Here is a 15544-nt window from a genome sequence, read left to right as displayed (position 1 = left end):
TGCGTCGCGTCCTCACCTGCACGGTGTCCGACCGGCAGGCCGTTGTCCATCCTGGGGGGCCGTCAGGCCCGGGTGCTCTCGTCGCTCACGAGCGTGCCGATCTTCTCACCCTTGACCGCGCGAGCGATATTGCCCTCGGTGGTCAGCTCGAAGACGAGGATCGGGAGCTGGTTGTCACGGCAGAGCGTGATGGCGGTGGCGTCGGCGATCTTCAGATTGCGGGTGATCACCTCGCCGTACTCCAGTGCGTCGAACTTCACCGCGTCGGGGTTGGCCTTCGGGTCGGAGTCGTAGACCCCGTCCACACCGTTCTTCCCCATGAGCAGCGCCTCGGCGTCGATCTCCAGGGCACGCTGAGCGGCGGTGGTGTCGGTGGAGAAGTACGGCATGCCCATACCGGCGCCGAAGATCACCACGCGCCCCTTCTCCAGGTGCCGTACGGCACGGAGCGGGATGTACGGCTCGGCGACCTGGCCCATGGTGATGGCGGTCTGGACGCGCGAGTCGATGCCCTCCTTCTCCAGGAAGTCCTGGAGCGCCAGGCAGTTCATGACCGTGCCGAGCATGCCCATGTAGTCGGATCGGGCCCGGTCCATACCGCGCTGCTGGAGCTCGGCGCCGCGGAAGAAGTTGCCTCCTCCGATGACCACCGCGATCTGGGCGCCGTCGCGTACGACGGCGGCGATCTCGCGGGCGATGGTGTGCACGACGTCGGGGTCGACGCCGAGACCGCCGCCGCCGGCGAATGCCTCACCGGAGAGCTTCAGCATGAAGCGTCCGGAACCCTTGTCGTCGTCGCGCTTGTCGTCGGCCTGAATGGCGTCCGCGCCCTTGTCCATGGAAATTCTCCTCGTGCACATACGAAGAAGGCCATTGCCGGTGGGTCTGGTGTCCCTACAGCGGCAATGGCCTCCTCGTCAGATCTGCGGTCGTCCGGCGTGGGTGCGGCCGTCGACTGCACCAGACCCTATCGGGTCCGGCGCTGTTCGCCCGGACGGACTCAGATGCCGACCTTGATGCGCGAGAAGCGCTTCAGGGTGACACCGGCCTCGTCCAGGACCTTCTGGACCGACTTCTTGGCGTCCAGCGCGTACGGCTGGCCCAGGAGGGTGGCCTCCTTGAAGAAGCCGTTGACCCGACCCTCGACGATCTTCGGGAGCGCGGCCTCGGGCTTGCCCTCGGCGCGCGTGGTCTCCTCGGCGACGCGACGCTCGGCCTCGACGACCTCGGCCGGGACGTCCTCGCGGGACAGGTACTTCGGGGCGAAGGCGGCGATGTGCTGCGCGATGCCCTTGGCCAGCTCGGCGTCGGCCTTGTCCAGCTCGACCAGAACACCGATCTGCGGGGGCAGGTCGGGCATGGTGCGGTGCATGTACACACCGACGAAGGCGCCGGTGAACTGCGCGAAGCGGTCCAGGACGATCTTCTCACCGAGGTTGGCGTTGGCCTCGTCGACGTAAGCCTGGACGGTCTTGCCGGCCTCGATCTCGGAGGCGAGGAGCGCCTCGATGTCGGCCGGGGAGGTGGCGGCGACGTGAGCGGCGAGGGTGTTGGCGACGGCCTGGAACTTCTCGCCCTTGGCGACGAAGTCCGTCTCGCACTTCAGCTCGAGGAGAACGCCGGACGTCTGGTCCTCGGAGATGAGGGAGACGACGGCACCGTTCTCGGCAGAGCGGCCCTCGCGCTTGGCGACGCCCTTCTGACCCTTGATACGGAGCGCCTCGACGGCCTTGTCGACGTTGCCGTCGGCCTCGTCGAGCGCCTTCTTGCAGTCCATCATGCCGGCGCCGGTGAGCTCGCGGAGCTTCTTGACGTCAGCGGCGGTGTAGTTCGCCATGAGTCTGTATGTCTCTCTCGAAGTCTGAAAGATCTACGGGTGAACGGCGGGGGCGACGCTTGTGGCGTCGGCCCCCGCCGTCAGCAGCCGTGACGGGTGTCAGGCCTGCTCGGCGTCCGCGTCGGCGGCCGGGGCCTCGGCGGCGGCCGGAGCCTCGACAGCGGCCTCGGCCTCGGCGACGGCCTCGGCCGGCGTCTCGGCGTCGGCTGCGGCGTCCTTCTCGGTCTCGACGGAGGACTGGACCTCGGCGGCAGCCGCGGTCTCGTCCTTCTTGTCGCCCTCGAGCAGGTCGCGCTCCCACTCGGCGAGGGGCTCGCCGGCGGCCTTCTCGCCCGGCTTCGAGTCACCGGTAGCGGCACCGGAACGGGCGATGAGGCCCTCGGCGACGGCGTCGGCGATCACGCGGGTGAGCAGGGTGACGGAGCGGATCGCGTCGTCGTTGCCCGGAATCTTGTAGTCGACCTCGTCGGGGTCGCAGTTGGTGTCGAGGATCGCGACGACCGGGATGTGGAGCTTGCGCGCCTCACCGACGGCGATGTGCTCCTTCTTGGTGTCGACGATCCAGACGGCGCTGGGCACCTTCTGCATCTCGCGGATACCACCGAGGGTCTTCTCCAGCTTGGCCTTCTCGCGCGAGAGGACCAGGAGCTCCTTCTTGGTGAGGCCGGAGGCGGCCACGTCCTCGAAGTCGATGAGCTCAAGCTCCTTCAGACGCTGAAGGCGCTTGTAGACGGTGGAGAAGTTGGTGAGCATGCCACCGAGCCAACGCTGGTTGACGTACGGCATGCCGACGCGCGTCGCCTGCTCGGCGATGGCCTCCTGGGCCTGCTTCTTCGTACCCACGAACATGATGGAGCCGCCGTGGGCGACGGTCTCCTTGACGAACTCGTAGGCGCGGTCGATGTACGACAGCGACTGGAGCAGGTCGATGATGTAAATGCCGTTGCGCTCGGTGAAGATGAAGCGCTTCATCTTCGGGTTCCAGCGACGGGTCTGGTGACCGAAGTGGACGCCGCTTTCCAGCAGCTCCCGCATCGTGACGACGGCCATGGCCGTACTCCTTGAGGTGCTCGGTTATCGCGACCGCAGGTTTGCGCTCGCGCCTGACGCCCCGACGCGCCGTGCCACGAGGGACCGAGGAGCGCGGCCACCCCCGAGAAGAGGGAGGTGGCGGGGCGTGCGAAGTCGACCCGGTGACCCGGATCGCCGTAAGAAGTGTACGGGACCGGTCGGGTGCCCGGTGACGGCGATGTCCACACCCGGGTGACGGTGACGTCCACGGCCGGGTGACGGTGACGTCCACGGCCGGGTGGCCGCGATATCCACAACCGGCGAGTAGTCCACAGGAACGGTCCCTGATCCCCGGAATCCAGGCCTCCGGGCCATCGTGGCGTCATGCGCCTTCAGCCCGGCCCAGGCCGCTCCCCCGCCCACCGAACCCCGTTCCTGCTGCTCCTGGTGATCCTTGTGCTCCCGCTGTACGTGCTGCTCCCGGCCGGCCCCTCGGCCCCGGGTGGGTCCGTCGTCCCGACCGGAGCCCTCGCGTCCTCGCCGGGATCGGGCGCCCACACGTCCGTCCGTGCGGGCGCCCGCACGGACGGCGGCGCGGAAGGCGGCACAGAGGGCGGCACGGAAGGCGGCACCGGCAGCGGTGCCCGGAGCTGGCCGCTGGCGGGGAGGCCCGCGGTGTTACGGGGGTGGGAGCCGCCAGCCGGCCCGTACGGGCCCGGTCATCGCGGCGTGGACCTCGCGGCAGGGCCGGGTGCCCGGGTGCTGGCGGCCGCCGACGGCCGGGTGTCGTTCGCGGGGCGGGTGGCGGGACGCGGGGTGGTCGCCGTCGAGGTGGCCGGCAGCGGTTCGCCGCCGCTGCGCACCACGTACGAACCGGTGCGGGCGCTGGTCGAGGAGGGCGAGAGCACCCGGGCCGGGCAGCCGGTCGGGGTGCTGGAGGAGGGGCCGTTCCACTGCGCGGAGAGCTGTCTGCACTGGGGGCTGCGGCGCGGGGACGCCTATCTGGACCCGCTCTCGCTGCTGCGGAGGGGCCCCTCGCGGCTGCTGCCGGTGTTCGGGGTGCCGGAGCCGGACGCCGCCCGGGTCAGCCGCTGACGCCGCGCAGAACCATCGCGACGACGGTGTCCGCGATGACGTCCGGCTCCTCCGCGACACCCAGTTCGATACGGCGCACGGCGGCGTCGACCGAACCCTGCATGAGCATGGCGGCCAGCCTGGGCTGTGTGTGGCCGAGGTCGCCCAGCGCTTCGACGATCATGGCGATCAGCCCGCCGTGCGCGGCCCGGATCTTCTCCCGGGCGCCCGCGTCCAGCTCGCTCGCCGAGATCGCGACGACCGCGCGGTGGCGACGGTCCCCGACGAGGTCGAGCTGCCGGCGCACATACGCCTCGATCTTCGCCTCGGGCGTCTCGGCGCCCTGCATGGCGTTCTCGACCTCGGCCGCCCAGACGGGGAAGTCGACGGCGCACAGCTCCTCGACGACGGCGGCACGGGAGCGGAAGTACTCGTACACGGAGGAGCGCGCGAGGCCCGTGCGCTCGGCGAGCGCGGGGAAGGTCAGCGCCTCCGTACCGCCCTCGGACAGCAGGGAGCGCGCGGCGTCCAGGAGGGCGCCGCGCTGCATGGTCCGGTGCTCGGCCACGGAGGCCGCTCGAATCCTGGGCACGCCTCCACTCTACGGCGGCAGGCGTGCGGGGGAAGGGCACGGCCGCCGATCGGATGGCCGGAGAGTGCCGGGAAGGGTGCCTCAGCGGCCCGAGTCGGCCAGCTTCGCCCGGAGCTGGAGCACGGACTTGGTATGGATCTGGCTGACCCTGCTCTCGGTCACCCCGAGCACGTTGCCGATCTCCGCGAGGGTGAGGCCCTCGTAGTAGTAGAGGGTCACCACGGTCTTCTCGCGGTCGGGGAGAGTGTTGATGGCCCGAGCGAGCAGTCTTCTCAGCTCGCGGTCCTCGGCGACCTCCACCGGATTGTCGGCGGCGGTGTCCTCCAGGGTGTCCATCAGGCTCAGCCGGTCGCCGCCCTCGCCGCCGACGTGCAGCAGCTCCTCCAGGGCGACCACGTTCGCCAGCGACAACTGGCTGAAAACAGCGTGCAGTTCCTCCAGCGCGATGCCCATCTCCGAGGCGACCTCGGCCTCCGACGGCGTACGCCGGAACTGCGCCTCCAGCGTGGCGTACGCGCGCTCCACGTTCCGCGCCTTCTGCCGGACGGACCGCGGGATCCAGTCCAGGGCCCGGAGTTCGTCGATCATCGCGCCGCGGATCCTGGTGATCGCGTACGTCTCGAACTTGATGGCCCGTTCGATGTCGAACTTCTCGATGGCATCGATCAGTCCGAAGACCCCGGAGGAGACGAAGTCGGCCTGCTCGACGTTGGACGGCAGCCCCACGCTCACCCGGCCCGCGACGTACTTCACGAGCGGCGAGTAGTGCAGGATCAGCTGCTCCCGCAGCCGCTCGTCGCCCGTGGTCTTGTAGGAGCGCCACAACTCGTCGAGGGAGGAGGGGGCGGGAGGGCGCACAGTGCCACGCGCAACCGGTGGTACTGCCGCGCGGTCAGACCCGGAGGTGTGCTGGGGCATGTGGTGCCTTGAGCCGTTCTGCCGTGAAGTGCTGGGGGACTTTTGTCTGGGGCGGAATCCTTGTGAGCGTAGCGTGACTGTGACGTCGCAGTCCGCGCAGGAATGGAGATCCCTGCCGCCTGATCGCGTTCCGCCGTTCACGCCGTCCGCGCCCGTCGGAGGCCGGGGCCGCCGCCGTGGGCGCGGGCCCTGAACAGGTCACCGATCGATCGTGCGAGGTCATCGGCCTTACCTTTTCACCCGAATGCTCCAGGTCAAGTACCGCCTCGCCGCGCGTCGTCGTTGCGTGCCGACGGAAGCGTCAACCGCCAGCCGTCGCCTTCGCGTTCGACGAACCCCAGTGAGTGCAGTTCGTACAGGCGACCGAGAGTTTCGTCGGCGGACGTCCCCGCGGTGCGGGCGAGGTCACGGGGATGGGCGACACCGTGGTAGGGGAGTGCGTCGAGGACCCGCGCGGTGACCGCGTCCAGGTGGTCCCTCGGCAGCACCGGGCCGCGGCGGACCGGTGGGAGGTCGCCGATGTCCCCGACCAGCTCGACGACTTCGTCGGCGTCGGTGACGAGCACGCCCTCACCGCGCAACAGCTCGTGGACCCCTGCCGACAGTCCGCTGGTGGCGGGGCCGGGGACCCCCATCGCGAAGCGGCCGAGCCGTTGCGCCTGGCGGGCGGTGACCAGCGAACCGCTGCGGTATTCGGCCTCCACCACGACCGTCCCTCTGGTCAGCGCGGCGATCACACGGTTGCGCAGGATGAATCGGCTGCGGGTGGGGTGGGAGGACGGGGGCAACTCGGCGACGATGAGGCCCTGTTGTGCCAGCCGCCCGAGCAACTCGGCGTGCCCGCGCGGGTAGGGGACGTCGACCCCGCAGGCCAGCACCGCCGTCGTCGCTCCGCCTGCGGCCAGTGCGCCGCGGTGGGCGGCCCCGTCCACCCCGAACGCCGCGCCCGACACCACCACCCAGCCCCGCTCGGCGAGACCGGAGCCGAGGGCCGCCGCCATGTGCGCCCCGTACGGGGTGCAGGCCCTCGCGCCGACCACCGCGACCGAGCGCAGGGACCACAGCCGCAGATCGGGCCGCCCCCGCACCCAGAGCCCGACGGGCCGCGCGTCGCCCAGGTCGTCCAGTTGGCTCGGCCACTCCCGGTCCCCCGGGCAGACGAAGCGCCCGCCCACCGCGGCGACCGCGGCCAGGTCCCGCCCCGGCTCCGCTCCGGCGGCTCGCAGCCGGTAGCCCCCGAGCCGTGCGGCGGTCATCCCCGGCAGCCTCTCGGCGGAGCCGTCCTCGACGGTGAGCCTCCGCATCAGCTCGATCGGGCCGATCCGCCGGAGCCAGCGCCCCGCGCGCTCGTCCCCCGGCTCCAGCACCCGGGTCAGCGCGGCCCTGGCCAGCCGCTCCGCCTCCCCGTCCCGGCCGGGGTCCCGGCCGCCGTCCCGGACGGGCTCCGGCCCGTGCTGCCGGCCGCCGGACTGCGCGCCGCACTCCCGGTCCGCCCCTCCCCCGCACTCCCGGCCCAGCTCCGCGCCGCACTCCCGGCCCAGCTCCGCGCCGCGCCCCCGGCCCGGCTCCGCCCCGCACTCCCGGCCCGGCTCCGCCCCGCACTCCCGGCTCTCGCCCGGGTCACCGTCCCGGACCGACTCCCGGCCGGGCCCCGGCGGGCACCCGCGCCCCGGCAGCGCCTCCCCCGTCAGCCCGGTCACCGCTCCCCCACCCCCATCGGCACCCCGCGCTGGATGCCCGTACGCAGCTCCAGGGCGACCGCCACGTCGGAAACGTCCGGGCGGTCGGCGCCCCGCAGATCCGCCACGGTCCACGCCACTCTCAGCACCCGGTCCAGGCCCCGGGCGGTAAGGATGCCGCGCTCCAGATCCCGCTCCGCGGCCGCCAGCGCTCCCGGGGCCACGAGCAGCCGGGTCCGCAGCTCGTGGCCCGGCACCTCGCTGTTCGTGGTCCACGGGGTGCCGACCAGCCGCTCGGCCGCCCGGGCCCTGGCGTCCCGCACCCGTGCGGCGACGACGGCCGTCGACTCGCCCCGGCCGCCCTGCCCGAGGAGGTCCGCGCGGTCGACCGGCTCCACCTCGACCCGCAGGTCCACCCGGTCGAGGAGGGGCCCGGACAGCCGCGCCTGATAGCGGCGGACGACCGAGGGCGGGCACTCGCAGCCCGCGCCGGTGAGCGAGTGCCGGCCGCAGGGGCACGGATTGGCGGCCAGCACCATCAGGAAACGGGCCGGCAGCCGCACCACCCCCGCGGACCGCGCGACCACCACATGCCCCGACTCCAGCGGTTGCCGCAGCGCGTCGAGGGCCTTGCCCGAGAACTCGGGGGCCTCGTCCAGAAAGAGCACTCCGCGGTGGGCCAGGGACACCGCCCCGGGCCTCGGCATCCCGTTGCCCCCGCCGACCAGGGACTGCATGGTCGCCGAGTGGTGCGGGGCGCAGTAGGGCGCCCGGGAGACGAGCGGTTCACCCGGGGGGAGGATGCCCGCCACGGAGTGGACCGCCGTCACTTCGAGGGATTCCTGCCGGGTCAACGGCGGCAGGACCGACGACAGCCGCTCGGCCAGCATGGTCTTGCCGGCGCCCGGCGGGCCCGAGAACAGCAGATGGTGTCCCCCGGCCGCGGCCACCTCCAGGGCCTGGCGCGGGCGCGGCTGCCCCGCGACGTCCGCCAGGTCGGGCCGGTGCCCGTCACCCCGCCCGGCGGCCGGGGCGAGCCCCGTACCGAGGCCCGTGCCCGGGATCATGAGCCCGGCCAGCATGGCGTCGGGGCGTCCTTGGCCGTCGGCCGGTTCCTCGGGCACCGGTTCGTCGCACAGGACGGCGATGAGCTGGCGCAGGCTCCGGACGCCGAGGACCGAGACCCCCGGCACCAGGACAGCCTCCCCGGCCGTCTGCTCGGGGACCACGACCTGCTCGTACCCCGCTTCGGCCGCCGCGAGGACGGCGGGCAGCACGCCCCGTACCGGACGGACCCGGCCGTCCAGACCCAGCTCGCCGATCATCACCACGTCGGCGATCGTGGCGGGGTCGATCCGCTCCGCAGCCCCGAGGACCGCGCATGCGACGGCGAGGTCGAAACCCGAACCGCTCTTCGGCACGGAGGCCGGGGAGAGGCCGACCGTGAGCTTCTTCTGCGGCCACTCGGCACCGGAATTGACCACGGCGGCCCGCACCCGGTCCCGGCTCTCGACCAGGCTCTTGTCCGGCAGTCCGACCAGGGTGAAGGCCGCCACGCCCGGCTCCAGGTCCGCCTGGACCTCCACCACCACACCCTCGACGCCGACCAGCGCCACGGAACACGCTCGCGCGAAGCCCATCAGGACACCCCCCGGGCGTGCTCCGCGACCGGGGCTCCGCGCCGGGGCACGATCACCCCGATCAGATCGATGCGGACCCCGCCGGGCGGTGGCCCGCCGTGCCGGTCGAGCCAGATCTCGGCGAGCCGTCGCAACCGGTCCGCCTTGACCGGACCGACCGCCGCCATGGGGTGTTCAAACCCTTGTGACCTGCGCGTCTTCACTTCGCAGAAGACCAGGGCGTCGCCGTCCCTGGCCACGATGTCGATTTCTCCGGCGCGACAGCGCCAGTTGCGCTCGACCACCGCCATTCCGGCTTCGGCCAGCAGCCGCGCCGCCAGATCCTCGCCGTACCGCCCGAGTGCCCCCCGTGCGTTCATATCGGCACCACCTCCGGCACCGACTGTGACCCGGCCCGCCCCAAGATGTGGATCTTGGTGGACAACTCCGCGGATGTGGAAAACCCGGCCACCCACAAGGGTGACCGGGTCGTATCCGCGACGCGCGTATCGGGGGCCCGGCACCGGGCAGCGCGGGGTCAGCCTCCCGGAAGTTCCAGATCGCTCTTGTTGAGCTCTTCGATGTTGACGTCCTTGAAGGTCAGGACGCGGACCTGCTTGACGAACCTCGCGGGCCGGTACATGTCCCAGACCCAGGCGTCCGCCATGGACACCTCGAAGAAAACCTCACCCTGGACGGAGTGCACCTGCATCTCGTAGTCGTTGGTGAGGTAGAAGCGCCGTTCGGTCTCGATCACATATTTGAACAGACCGACGACATCGCGGTACTCCCGGTAGAGCTTCAGCTCCATCTCGGTCTCGTACTTCTCGAGGTCCTCGGCGCTCATGGCATGTTTCCCCTTCAGCCGTGCGTGCCCCCATTGTGCGTCAGCCTCCGGCGCCCCTGGACGATTAGACGATTTCGGGGGCCAGAACCAGCGGATCGCACGGGGGACCCTCGTCGAGGAGCGTGCGGAGCAGCTCGGCGAGTCTGGTCGGGTACACCGTCTCACGCGTCGCGAGCAGTTCGGCGGAAGTCCACCACCTCAGACCGGCGACGCTGCGCAGTTCCAGGTCGGTGAGGCCCTGCGGGGCCGTCGCGGTCTGCGTCGTACGGGCCAGGTAGTACCACTCGTCCTGGTCCCAGCGCCGCCCGTCGAACGGGAAGGAACAGATCCGGGTCCAGAGCAGCGGGCCCAGCTCGATGTCCGTGATCCCGGTCTCCTCCTCCAGCTCGCGGCGGGCCGCCGCCTCCCGGGTCTCGTCGCCCTCCAGGCCCCCGCCCGGGGTGAACCACCAGGTGTCGTCCGGGTCGTCCGGCTCATGGCCGTGCAGCAGCAGGACGCGGTCGTCGGGGTCCAGAAGGACCACCCGGGCGACCCTGCGGGCCCCGGAGGTCATCGGGCCGCTCCGGCGGGCGTCCTCCGGCGGGCGAGGCGCGCCGCCACGGGCCCGTACACCGCGCCGCCGAGGATCAGTACGACTCCCACCACGATCGCGCCCAGCTGGAACGGCAGCGGCCCGGCGGCGGACACCCCGCCGGGCAGCGCGGCGAACGAGGAGGGCCGGTCGATCATGCCGTCCATCGGCCAGGCCACGGCGTCCACCCGGGCCTGTACCGCGCTCAGCGGCACGGAGCCCTCGCCACCGTCCTGGAGGTGGACCCGGGAGTCCAGGGAGGTGGCCCGTTCGTCGCCGAGCAGAAAGAGCTGGCCCTGGGGCACGGTGGCGGAGAAGTCCTGGGGCGAGGCCGGCGCCTTCGTGCCCGGGGCCGCCGGGCCCGGGTCGAGGTAGGGCTCGTCGACGGGGGTCCCGTTGACGGTGAGCCGCCCGTCCCGGCCGCAGCAGGCCACCTTGTCGCCGCCGACCCCGACGACGCGCTTGACCATCGGCGTGGCGCCCCAGACCTGGTCGGTGAAGACCACCACGTCGCCGCGCCGGACATCGGCGCCGTCTATCCGCTCGGCGAGCACCCGGTCACCGGGCTTCACCGTGGGGGACATCGAGTCGGTCGGAACCGTGTACGGCTGGTAGATCACCGCCGCCCAGACGAAACCGCCGAGGAAGAGCACACAGCCGACGGCCATGGCCAAGCCCGACACCATGGCGCCGAGCCAGCCGCGGCCGTCTTCCTTGCGTCCTGTACCGCTCATCCCAGCGCTCCCCCGTCGGAGATCGACAATCGCTGATCCGAGTCGGCACCCTACCCGGCGGTACGCCCGGCGGTCAGCCTCCGGCGGCGCCACAACACGAGGGGCACCGCTCCGGCTACACCCAGTGCCGCCGGCGCCATCGCGGCGGCCGCGTTCAGACCGGGCTGGTCGAAGGTGTCCGGGACCGGGAGGGTCGCCCAGCGGCCCAGTGGCCAGGCGATGACGACGGCGCGGCCGACGACCTCGTCCGTGGAGACCGTGCCCTGTCCCGGAAGCTCCTGGTGGTAGCGCGAGTCCAGGGAGTTCTGCCGGTGGTCGCCCATGACGAAGATCCGGCCGTCCGGCACCTTGATTGGGCCGAAGGGCTTGTCGTTGCACGGGGTGTTCCCCGGGAAGATGAACGACTTCTCGTCCAGGCTCTTCCCGTTGACCGTGACCGGCCCGTTCTCCTTGCACTCCACGGTGTCGCCGCCGACCGCGATGACCCGCTTGATCAGGTCCTTCTCCTCGGAGGACGGCATCAGGCCGATGAAGCTCAGGAACTTCTGCACCGCGTTGGGCTCCGGGGTCACGGTGTCCTCGAGCCAGCCGCCCGGGTCGTGGAAGACCACGACCTCGCCGCGCTCCGGCTCCGAGCCGAACCACGGGGTCAGCTTGTCGACCAGCACCCGGTCACCCCGCTGCAGAGTGTTCTGCATGGAGTCCGAGGGGATCGAGAACGCCTGGACCAGGAACGTCTTGATCAGCAGCGCCAGAACCAGCGCGATACCGACGAGCAGCGGAAGCTCCAGCCAGAAGGAACGTTGCCTCCTGGCCGGCCTGCCGCCGTCGCCCGCGGGGTCGCCCTCACCCTCCGGCGGGACCGCCGCCCCGCCCGCGGGAGACTCGTCGCGCTCCGGCCGGTCCTCGGGTTCGTCGTGTCCGGATCGTGCGCCGACCGCCAAATCCCCCACATCCACTCCTCAATACGTGCCACTGCCCGCGCCCGATCCGGTGCAGGCCCACCACTCCCATAACGAGCGGGAGTTCCGCAGGGGTCGGGAGCCGGACCATTCCATAGGGATCCGGAGGTGCCACACTATTCGACGGGGCCGGAGCCGCCGCCTCCGATGCGCGCGCGTCCGGGACCGCGCCGAAGGCGTCGCGTTGTTCCAGGGTGCTCCAGTGGCCGAACGGCCAGGCGATCACGACGGCCCGCCCCACGACCTCTTCCTCGGAGACCGTGCCCCGGTCGGGTTCGTCGAGGTGGAAGCGGGAGTCGGCCGAGTCGGACCGGTGGTCCCCCATCATGAAGAGCCGGCCCTGGGGAACCTTCACCTCGAACGAGATGGTCGAGGGCCGGTCGTCGGGGTGGAGGTACGTCTCGGCCAGCGGTACGCCGTTGACGGTGACCCGGCCGTCCTCGCCGCAGCACTTCACGGTGTCGCCGCCCACCGCGATGACCCGCTTGATCAGGTCCTGCTCGTCGTCGGACGGCAGCAGCCCGATGAAGGTCAGCAGTTCGGTGACCTGCTTGACGCCGATCGGCGGGTCCTTCTTCTCCCCGGGGTCCTCCTGCTGGAGCCAGCCGCCGGGGTCCTTGAACACCACGACGTCGCCGCGCTGCGGCTTCGACCCGAACCACGGGGTCAGCTTGTCCACGAGCACCCGGTCGCCGATCCGGATGGTCTGTTCCATCGACCCGGACGGGATGACGAACGCCTGCACCAGGAACGTCTTCAGGACGAGCGCGATCAGCAGCGCCACGACAACGAGGACGGGTATCTGCCTCACCGCGGACCCGCGACGCTTGCGCCGGACCTTCTTGGCCAGCCGTCGGCGGTCGGCCCGGGTGGGCAGGGAGCGCGGCCCGGTGGGCCTCGTCCCGGTCGGCAGGGCCGCGCCGGGATCGGGTGCGCCGCGCGGACGCCCGCGGTTACCCATGCACCGCGCCAGGCACCCGTACGCCGCCGAAGGCGCCGGTCCCCTCCAGCGAACCCGTCCGGGCAGGCGGCCAGCCCAGCCAGTCCACCCGGCCGGTCACCCGCTCGACGGGGACCATCCCGCCGCCGGGCGATCCGAGATGGTCCCGGGAGTCGCTGGAGCGGCTGCGGTGGTCGCCCATCATCCACAGGGTGCCGACGGGCACCACGATGTCGAAGGGCACCCGGGAGGCGGTGTCACCGGGGTACAGGTACGGCTCGTCCACCGTCACGTCGTTGACCGCGAGCCTTCCCCGCGCGTCGCAGCAGACGACACGGTCACCGCCCACACCCACCACCCGCTTCACGAAGTCGGTGTCGGCGGGCTCCGTGAGCCCCAGGGAGGAGGCCGCCCCGCGCACCAGCCCGGTCAGGGGGTTCGCGTCGAGGTCCTCCCGTACGAACGAGCCGGTGCCGTCGAAGACCACCACGTCGCCGCGCTCGGGCTCGGCGCCGAAACGGTACGCCAGCTTGTTGACGAGAACCCGGTCACCGACCTTCAGCGTGGGCTCCATCGAGCGGCTGGGGATCAGGAAGGGCTGGACCACGTAGGAGCTGAACAGCAGCAGGGCGACGGTGGCCAGGACCACCCCGGTGAGCACACGCCGCCAGGACAGGACGGAGACGACACGGTCCCGTATACGCGAAAAGCGCGACCTCTCCCCGGACCCCGTGTCGGGTTCCGAGGAGCGGTCGCGCTCCGAGTGCTGTGCTTGCGTGTCCATCGCGGCCGAAGCTTATCCGGCCATGCTGTGGACGGGTCACCCCCAGGGGGATGGCCCGGCGGCGGCTCAGCGGTCGCGCTTCTCCTTGATCTTCGCGGCCTTGCCGCGCAGCTCACGGAGGAAGTACAGCTTGGCACGACGGACGTCACCACGGGTGACGAGCTCGATCTTCTCGAAGATCGGGCTGTGCACCGGGAAGGTGCGCTCGACGCCGACGCTGAAGGAGACCTTGCGGACCGTGAAGGTCTCGCTGACGCCCGAGCCCTGGCGGCGGATGACGATGCCCTTGAACTGCTGGATACGGGAGCGGTTGCCCTCGATCACGCGCACGTGGACGTTGACGGTGTCACCGGGGCGGAACGCCGGGAGGTCCGAACGGAGGGTGGCGGCGTTGACGCCATCGAGCAGGGAAGCCATGGTTTCTGCTTTCTTCGCCGATGCCACAGGTCATCGACGGGATGTCGTTGAAGAGTTCGGAGTGCTGATCGCGTCGGGCGGGCGTCTTTCCCCCTGTGGCAGGGGCGCACACCGGACGTACAGCAGCGGCCTATTCTTCCACGGCGGTGGGCCTGCGCCAAAATCGGCCGCCGGGCTCCGGTGCGAAGCCGAGGATGGAGAGGATCTCACGGTCCTTCTTGTCGAAGGCGCTGGCCTCGCACCGCTCGATCAGGTCGGGCCGGTTGAGGGCCGTGCGGGCGAAGGCCTGGTCCCGCCGCCAGCGGGCGATCTTGCCGTGGTGGCCGCTGAGCAGGACGTCCGGGATGGAGCGGCCGCGCCACTCGGGCGGCTTGGTGAAGACCGGGCCCTCCAGGAGGTTGGCCATCGCGCCCGGGGCGAAGGAGTCGTCCCGGTGGGACTCGGCGTTGCCGAGGACGCCCGGCAGCAGCCGGGCCACGGCCTCCGTGATCACCAGGACGGCCGCTTCCCCGCCAGCCAGCACATAGTCCCCGATGGAGACCTCGACGACCCGCAGCCGGGTGGCGTACTCGTCGATCACCCGGCGGTCGATGCCCTCGTACCGCGCCGGGGTGAAGACGAGCCAGGGCTCGGCGGAGAGTTCGACGGCCAGTTCCTGGGTGAACGGCCGGCCGCTGGGCGTGGGCACGACGAGCACCGGGGAGTGCGCCCCGGCCTCGTAGCCGTCGGCCAGGGCCTCGTCGAGCGCCTCGCCCCAGGGCTCGGTCTTCATGACCATGCCGGGGCCGCCGCCGTAGGGGGTGTCGTCGACCGTGTTGTGCCGGTCGTACGTCCACTCCCGCAGGTCGTGGACGTGGACGTCCAGCACGCCGCGGGCGCGGGCCTTGCCGACGAGGGAGACGTTCAGCGGTTCCAGGTACTCCGGGAAGATCGTGACGACGTCGAGCCGCATCAGGCGTCGCCCTTCGGCGCCTCGTCCGCGTCCCCGGCCGCGGCCTCTTCCTCTTCATCGCGCGAGGAGGCGACCACGGCCTCGCTCTCGTCGATCAGGCCGGGCGGCGGGGTGATGACCGCGCGCTGCTCCTCCAGGTCGATCTCGGCGACGATCTCCTCCACGAAGGGGATCATCACCTCGCTGCCGTCGGGGCGCTCCACGATGAACAGGTCCTGCGAGGGCAGGTGGGAGATCTCGGTGATCCGGCCGATCCCGGTGCCGTCGGCGAGCACCACGTCGAGGTCGATCAGCTGGTGGTCGTAGAACTCGTCCTCGTCCTCGGGGAGCTCCTCCGGGTCCACCTCGGCGATCAGCAGGGTGTTGCGCAGCGCTTCGGCGCCGGTGCGGTCGCGCACGCCCTCGAAGCGCAGCAGGAGCCTGCCGCTGTGGACCCGGCCCGTCTCGATCGTCAGCGGACCGGTCGCCGCCGGTTCGGTGGCCAGGACGGTGCCGGGTCCGAGCCGCAGCTCCGGCTCGTCCGTTCGTACCTCGACGGTGACCTCGCCCTTGATGCCGTGGGCGCGGCCGATCCGCGCGACTACCAACTGCACGCTGTTCTCCGATT

At 71.4% G+C, this 15544-nt stretch carries 18 protein-coding genes; 1 reads left to right on the top strand and 17 read right to left on the bottom strand.

Translation table 11 applies throughout. From position 1 onward, the window contains the following. Positions 1-62 precede the first annotated feature (62 nt). The 3 genes from pyrH to rpsB form a co-directional block, all read right to left on the bottom strand. Positions 63-839 (bottom strand): UMP kinase, encoded by a 777-nt coding sequence (gene pyrH, locus ACIQRW_RS25275; protein ID WP_097962327.1) that lies wholly within the window; start codon positions 837-839, stop codon positions 63-65. Between the two features lie 161 nt (positions 840-1000). Further along, on the bottom strand, positions 1001-1837 hold the full coding sequence (gene tsf, locus ACIQRW_RS25270) for a translation elongation factor Ts (protein WP_007452481.1): 837 nt from the start codon (positions 1835-1837) through the stop codon (positions 1001-1003). Positions 1838-1936: 99 nt separating this feature from the next. Further along, complete coding sequence (rpsB, locus tag ACIQRW_RS25265) at positions 1937-2887, bottom strand: 30S ribosomal protein S2 (protein ID WP_228923188.1); 951 nt, start codon at positions 2885-2887, stop codon at positions 1937-1939. A 345-nt stretch (positions 2888-3232) separates the two neighbouring features. Between rpsB and ACIQRW_RS25260 the strand changes: the two genes are divergently transcribed. Then, positions 3233-3943: a murein hydrolase activator EnvC family protein gene (locus tag ACIQRW_RS25260; protein ID WP_403764249.1), complete on the top strand. Its 711-nt coding sequence runs from the start codon at positions 3233-3235 to the stop codon at positions 3941-3943. Here the strand turns inward: ACIQRW_RS25260 and ACIQRW_RS25255 are convergent. The 14 genes from ACIQRW_RS25255 to rimM all read right to left on the bottom strand — a co-directional run bounded on the left by ACIQRW_RS25255 (position 3933) and on the right by rimM (position 15530). Further along, positions 3933-4490: a helix-turn-helix domain-containing protein gene (locus ACIQRW_RS25255; RefSeq protein WP_351048204.1), complete on the bottom strand. Its 558-nt coding sequence runs from the start codon at positions 4488-4490 to the stop codon at positions 3933-3935. The genes ACIQRW_RS25260 and ACIQRW_RS25255 overlap by 11 nt on opposite strands. A gap of 105 nt (positions 4491-4595) precedes the next feature. Continuing rightward, positions 4596-5432, bottom strand: coding sequence for an RNA polymerase sigma factor WhiG (gene whiG, locus ACIQRW_RS25250; protein WP_403764248.1), 837 nt, complete (start codon positions 5430-5432; stop codon positions 4596-4598). A gap of 254 nt (positions 5433-5686) precedes the next feature. Beyond that, positions 5687-6799: a DNA-processing protein DprA gene (dprA, locus tag ACIQRW_RS25245; RefSeq protein WP_403764419.1), complete on the bottom strand. Its 1113-nt coding sequence runs from the start codon at positions 6797-6799 to the stop codon at positions 5687-5689. 329 nt (positions 6800-7128) lie between these two features. Beyond that, positions 7129-8751 carry a YifB family Mg chelatase-like AAA ATPase gene (locus ACIQRW_RS25240; protein WP_403764246.1) on the bottom strand — a complete coding sequence of 541 codons (1623 nt, stop codon included), beginning with the start codon at positions 8749-8751 and terminating at the stop codon, positions 7129-7131. Further along, a complete protein-coding gene (locus tag ACIQRW_RS25235; RefSeq protein WP_215108509.1) occupies positions 8751-9110 on the bottom strand; it encodes a YraN family protein in 360 nt (119 codons plus the stop codon). The genes ACIQRW_RS25240 and ACIQRW_RS25235 overlap by 1 nt, the downstream gene beginning before the upstream one ends. A 158-nt stretch (positions 9111-9268) precedes the next feature. Continuing rightward, on the bottom strand, positions 9269-9577 hold the full coding sequence (locus ACIQRW_RS25230; RefSeq protein WP_003965949.1) for a DUF2469 domain-containing protein: 309 nt from the start codon (positions 9575-9577) through the stop codon (positions 9269-9271). A gap of 64 nt (positions 9578-9641) precedes the next feature. Beyond that, positions 9642-10130 (bottom strand): NUDIX hydrolase, encoded by a 489-nt coding sequence (locus ACIQRW_RS25225; protein WP_403764244.1) that lies wholly within the window; start codon positions 10128-10130, stop codon positions 9642-9644. After that, positions 10127-10882, bottom strand: coding sequence for a signal peptidase I (gene lepB / locus ACIQRW_RS25220; protein ID WP_403764242.1), 756 nt, complete (start codon positions 10880-10882; stop codon positions 10127-10129). The genes ACIQRW_RS25225 and lepB (ACIQRW_RS25220) overlap by 4 nt, the downstream gene beginning before the upstream one ends. A gap of 50 nt (positions 10883-10932) precedes the next feature. Then, positions 10933-11826, bottom strand: coding sequence for a signal peptidase I (gene lepB / locus ACIQRW_RS25215; RefSeq protein WP_403764417.1), 894 nt, complete (start codon positions 11824-11826; stop codon positions 10933-10935). Then, entirely contained in the window at positions 11729-12805 is a 1077-nt protein-coding gene (gene lepB / locus ACIQRW_RS25210) for a signal peptidase I (RefSeq protein ID WP_403764240.1), read from the bottom strand. Before lepB (ACIQRW_RS25210) ends, lepB (ACIQRW_RS25215) begins: the two co-directional genes overlap by 98 nt. Next, complete coding sequence (gene lepB, locus ACIQRW_RS25205; RefSeq protein WP_403764238.1) at positions 12798-13568, bottom strand: signal peptidase I; 771 nt, start codon at positions 13566-13568, stop codon at positions 12798-12800. The genes lepB (ACIQRW_RS25210) and lepB (ACIQRW_RS25205) overlap by 8 nt, the downstream gene beginning before the upstream one ends. 66 nt (positions 13569-13634) lie before the next feature. Beyond that, positions 13635-13985: a 50S ribosomal protein L19 gene (rplS, locus tag ACIQRW_RS25200; RefSeq protein ID WP_265599056.1), complete on the bottom strand. Its 351-nt coding sequence runs from the start codon at positions 13983-13985 to the stop codon at positions 13635-13637. A 130-nt stretch (positions 13986-14115) separates the two neighbouring features. Continuing rightward, the gene (gene trmD / locus ACIQRW_RS25195; protein ID WP_397923960.1) at positions 14116-14937 is read right to left on the bottom strand and encodes a tRNA (guanosine(37)-N1)-methyltransferase TrmD; all 822 of its coding nucleotides are present in this window, start codon (positions 14935-14937) and stop codon (positions 14116-14118) included. Further along, positions 14937-15530, bottom strand: a complete 594-nt coding sequence (rimM, locus tag ACIQRW_RS25190) for a ribosome maturation factor RimM (protein ID WP_403764235.1) — start codon at positions 15528-15530, stop codon at positions 14937-14939. Before rimM ends, trmD begins: the two co-directional genes overlap by 1 nt. Between the last annotated feature and the right edge of the window lie 14 nt (positions 15531-15544).

The sequence above is a fragment of the Streptomyces sp. NPDC091287 genome, from assembly GCF_044768525.1.
Taxonomy (GTDB): Bacteria; Actinomycetota; Actinomycetes; order Streptomycetales; family Streptomycetaceae; genus Streptomyces.
This window is presented reverse-complemented; position numbering and strand designations above follow the sequence as displayed.

Coding starts and splice junctions, on each gene's coding strand:
- pyrH (WP_097962327.1), bottom strand. CDS start 839: ATGGACAAGGGCGCGGACGCCATTCAGGCCGACGACAAGCGCGACGAC.
- ACIQRW_RS25225 (WP_403764244.1), bottom strand. CDS start 10,130: ATGACCTCCGGGGCCCGCAGGGTCGCCCGGGTGGTCCTTCTGGACCCC.
- tsf (WP_007452481.1), bottom strand. CDS start 1,837: ATGGCGAACTACACCGCCGCTGACGTCAAGAAGCTCCGCGAGCTCACC.
- ACIQRW_RS25260 (WP_403764249.1), top strand. CDS start 3,233: ATGCGCCTTCAGCCCGGCCCAGGCCGCTCCCCCGCCCACCGAACCCCG.
- whiG (WP_403764248.1), bottom strand. CDS start 5,432: ATGCCCCAGCACACCTCCGGGTCTGACCGCGCGGCAGTACCACCGGTT.
- ACIQRW_RS25240 (WP_403764246.1), bottom strand. CDS start 8,751: ATGGGCTTCGCGCGAGCGTGTTCCGTGGCGCTGGTCGGCGTCGAGGGT.
- trmD (WP_397923960.1), bottom strand. CDS start 14,937: ATGCGGCTCGACGTCGTCACGATCTTCCCGGAGTACCTGGAACCGCTG.
- ACIQRW_RS25235 (WP_215108509.1), bottom strand. CDS start 9,110: ATGAACGCACGGGGGGCACTCGGGCGGTACGGCGAGGATCTGGCGGCG.
- lepB (WP_403764242.1), bottom strand. CDS start 10,882: ATGAGCGGTACAGGACGCAAGGAAGACGGCCGCGGCTGGCTCGGCGCC.
- lepB (WP_403764240.1), bottom strand. CDS start 12,805: ATGGGTAACCGCGGGCGTCCGCGCGGCGCACCCGATCCCGGCGCGGCC.
- lepB (WP_403764238.1), bottom strand. CDS start 13,568: ATGGACACGCAAGCACAGCACTCGGAGCGCGACCGCTCCTCGGAACCC.
- rpsB (WP_228923188.1), bottom strand. CDS start 2,887: ATGGCCGTCGTCACGATGCGGGAGCTGCTGGAAAGCGGCGTCCACTTC.
- rplS (WP_265599056.1), bottom strand. CDS start 13,985: ATGGCTTCCCTGCTCGATGGCGTCAACGCCGCCACCCTCCGTTCGGAC.
- ACIQRW_RS25230 (WP_003965949.1), bottom strand. CDS start 9,577: ATGAGCGCCGAGGACCTCGAGAAGTACGAGACCGAGATGGAGCTGAAG.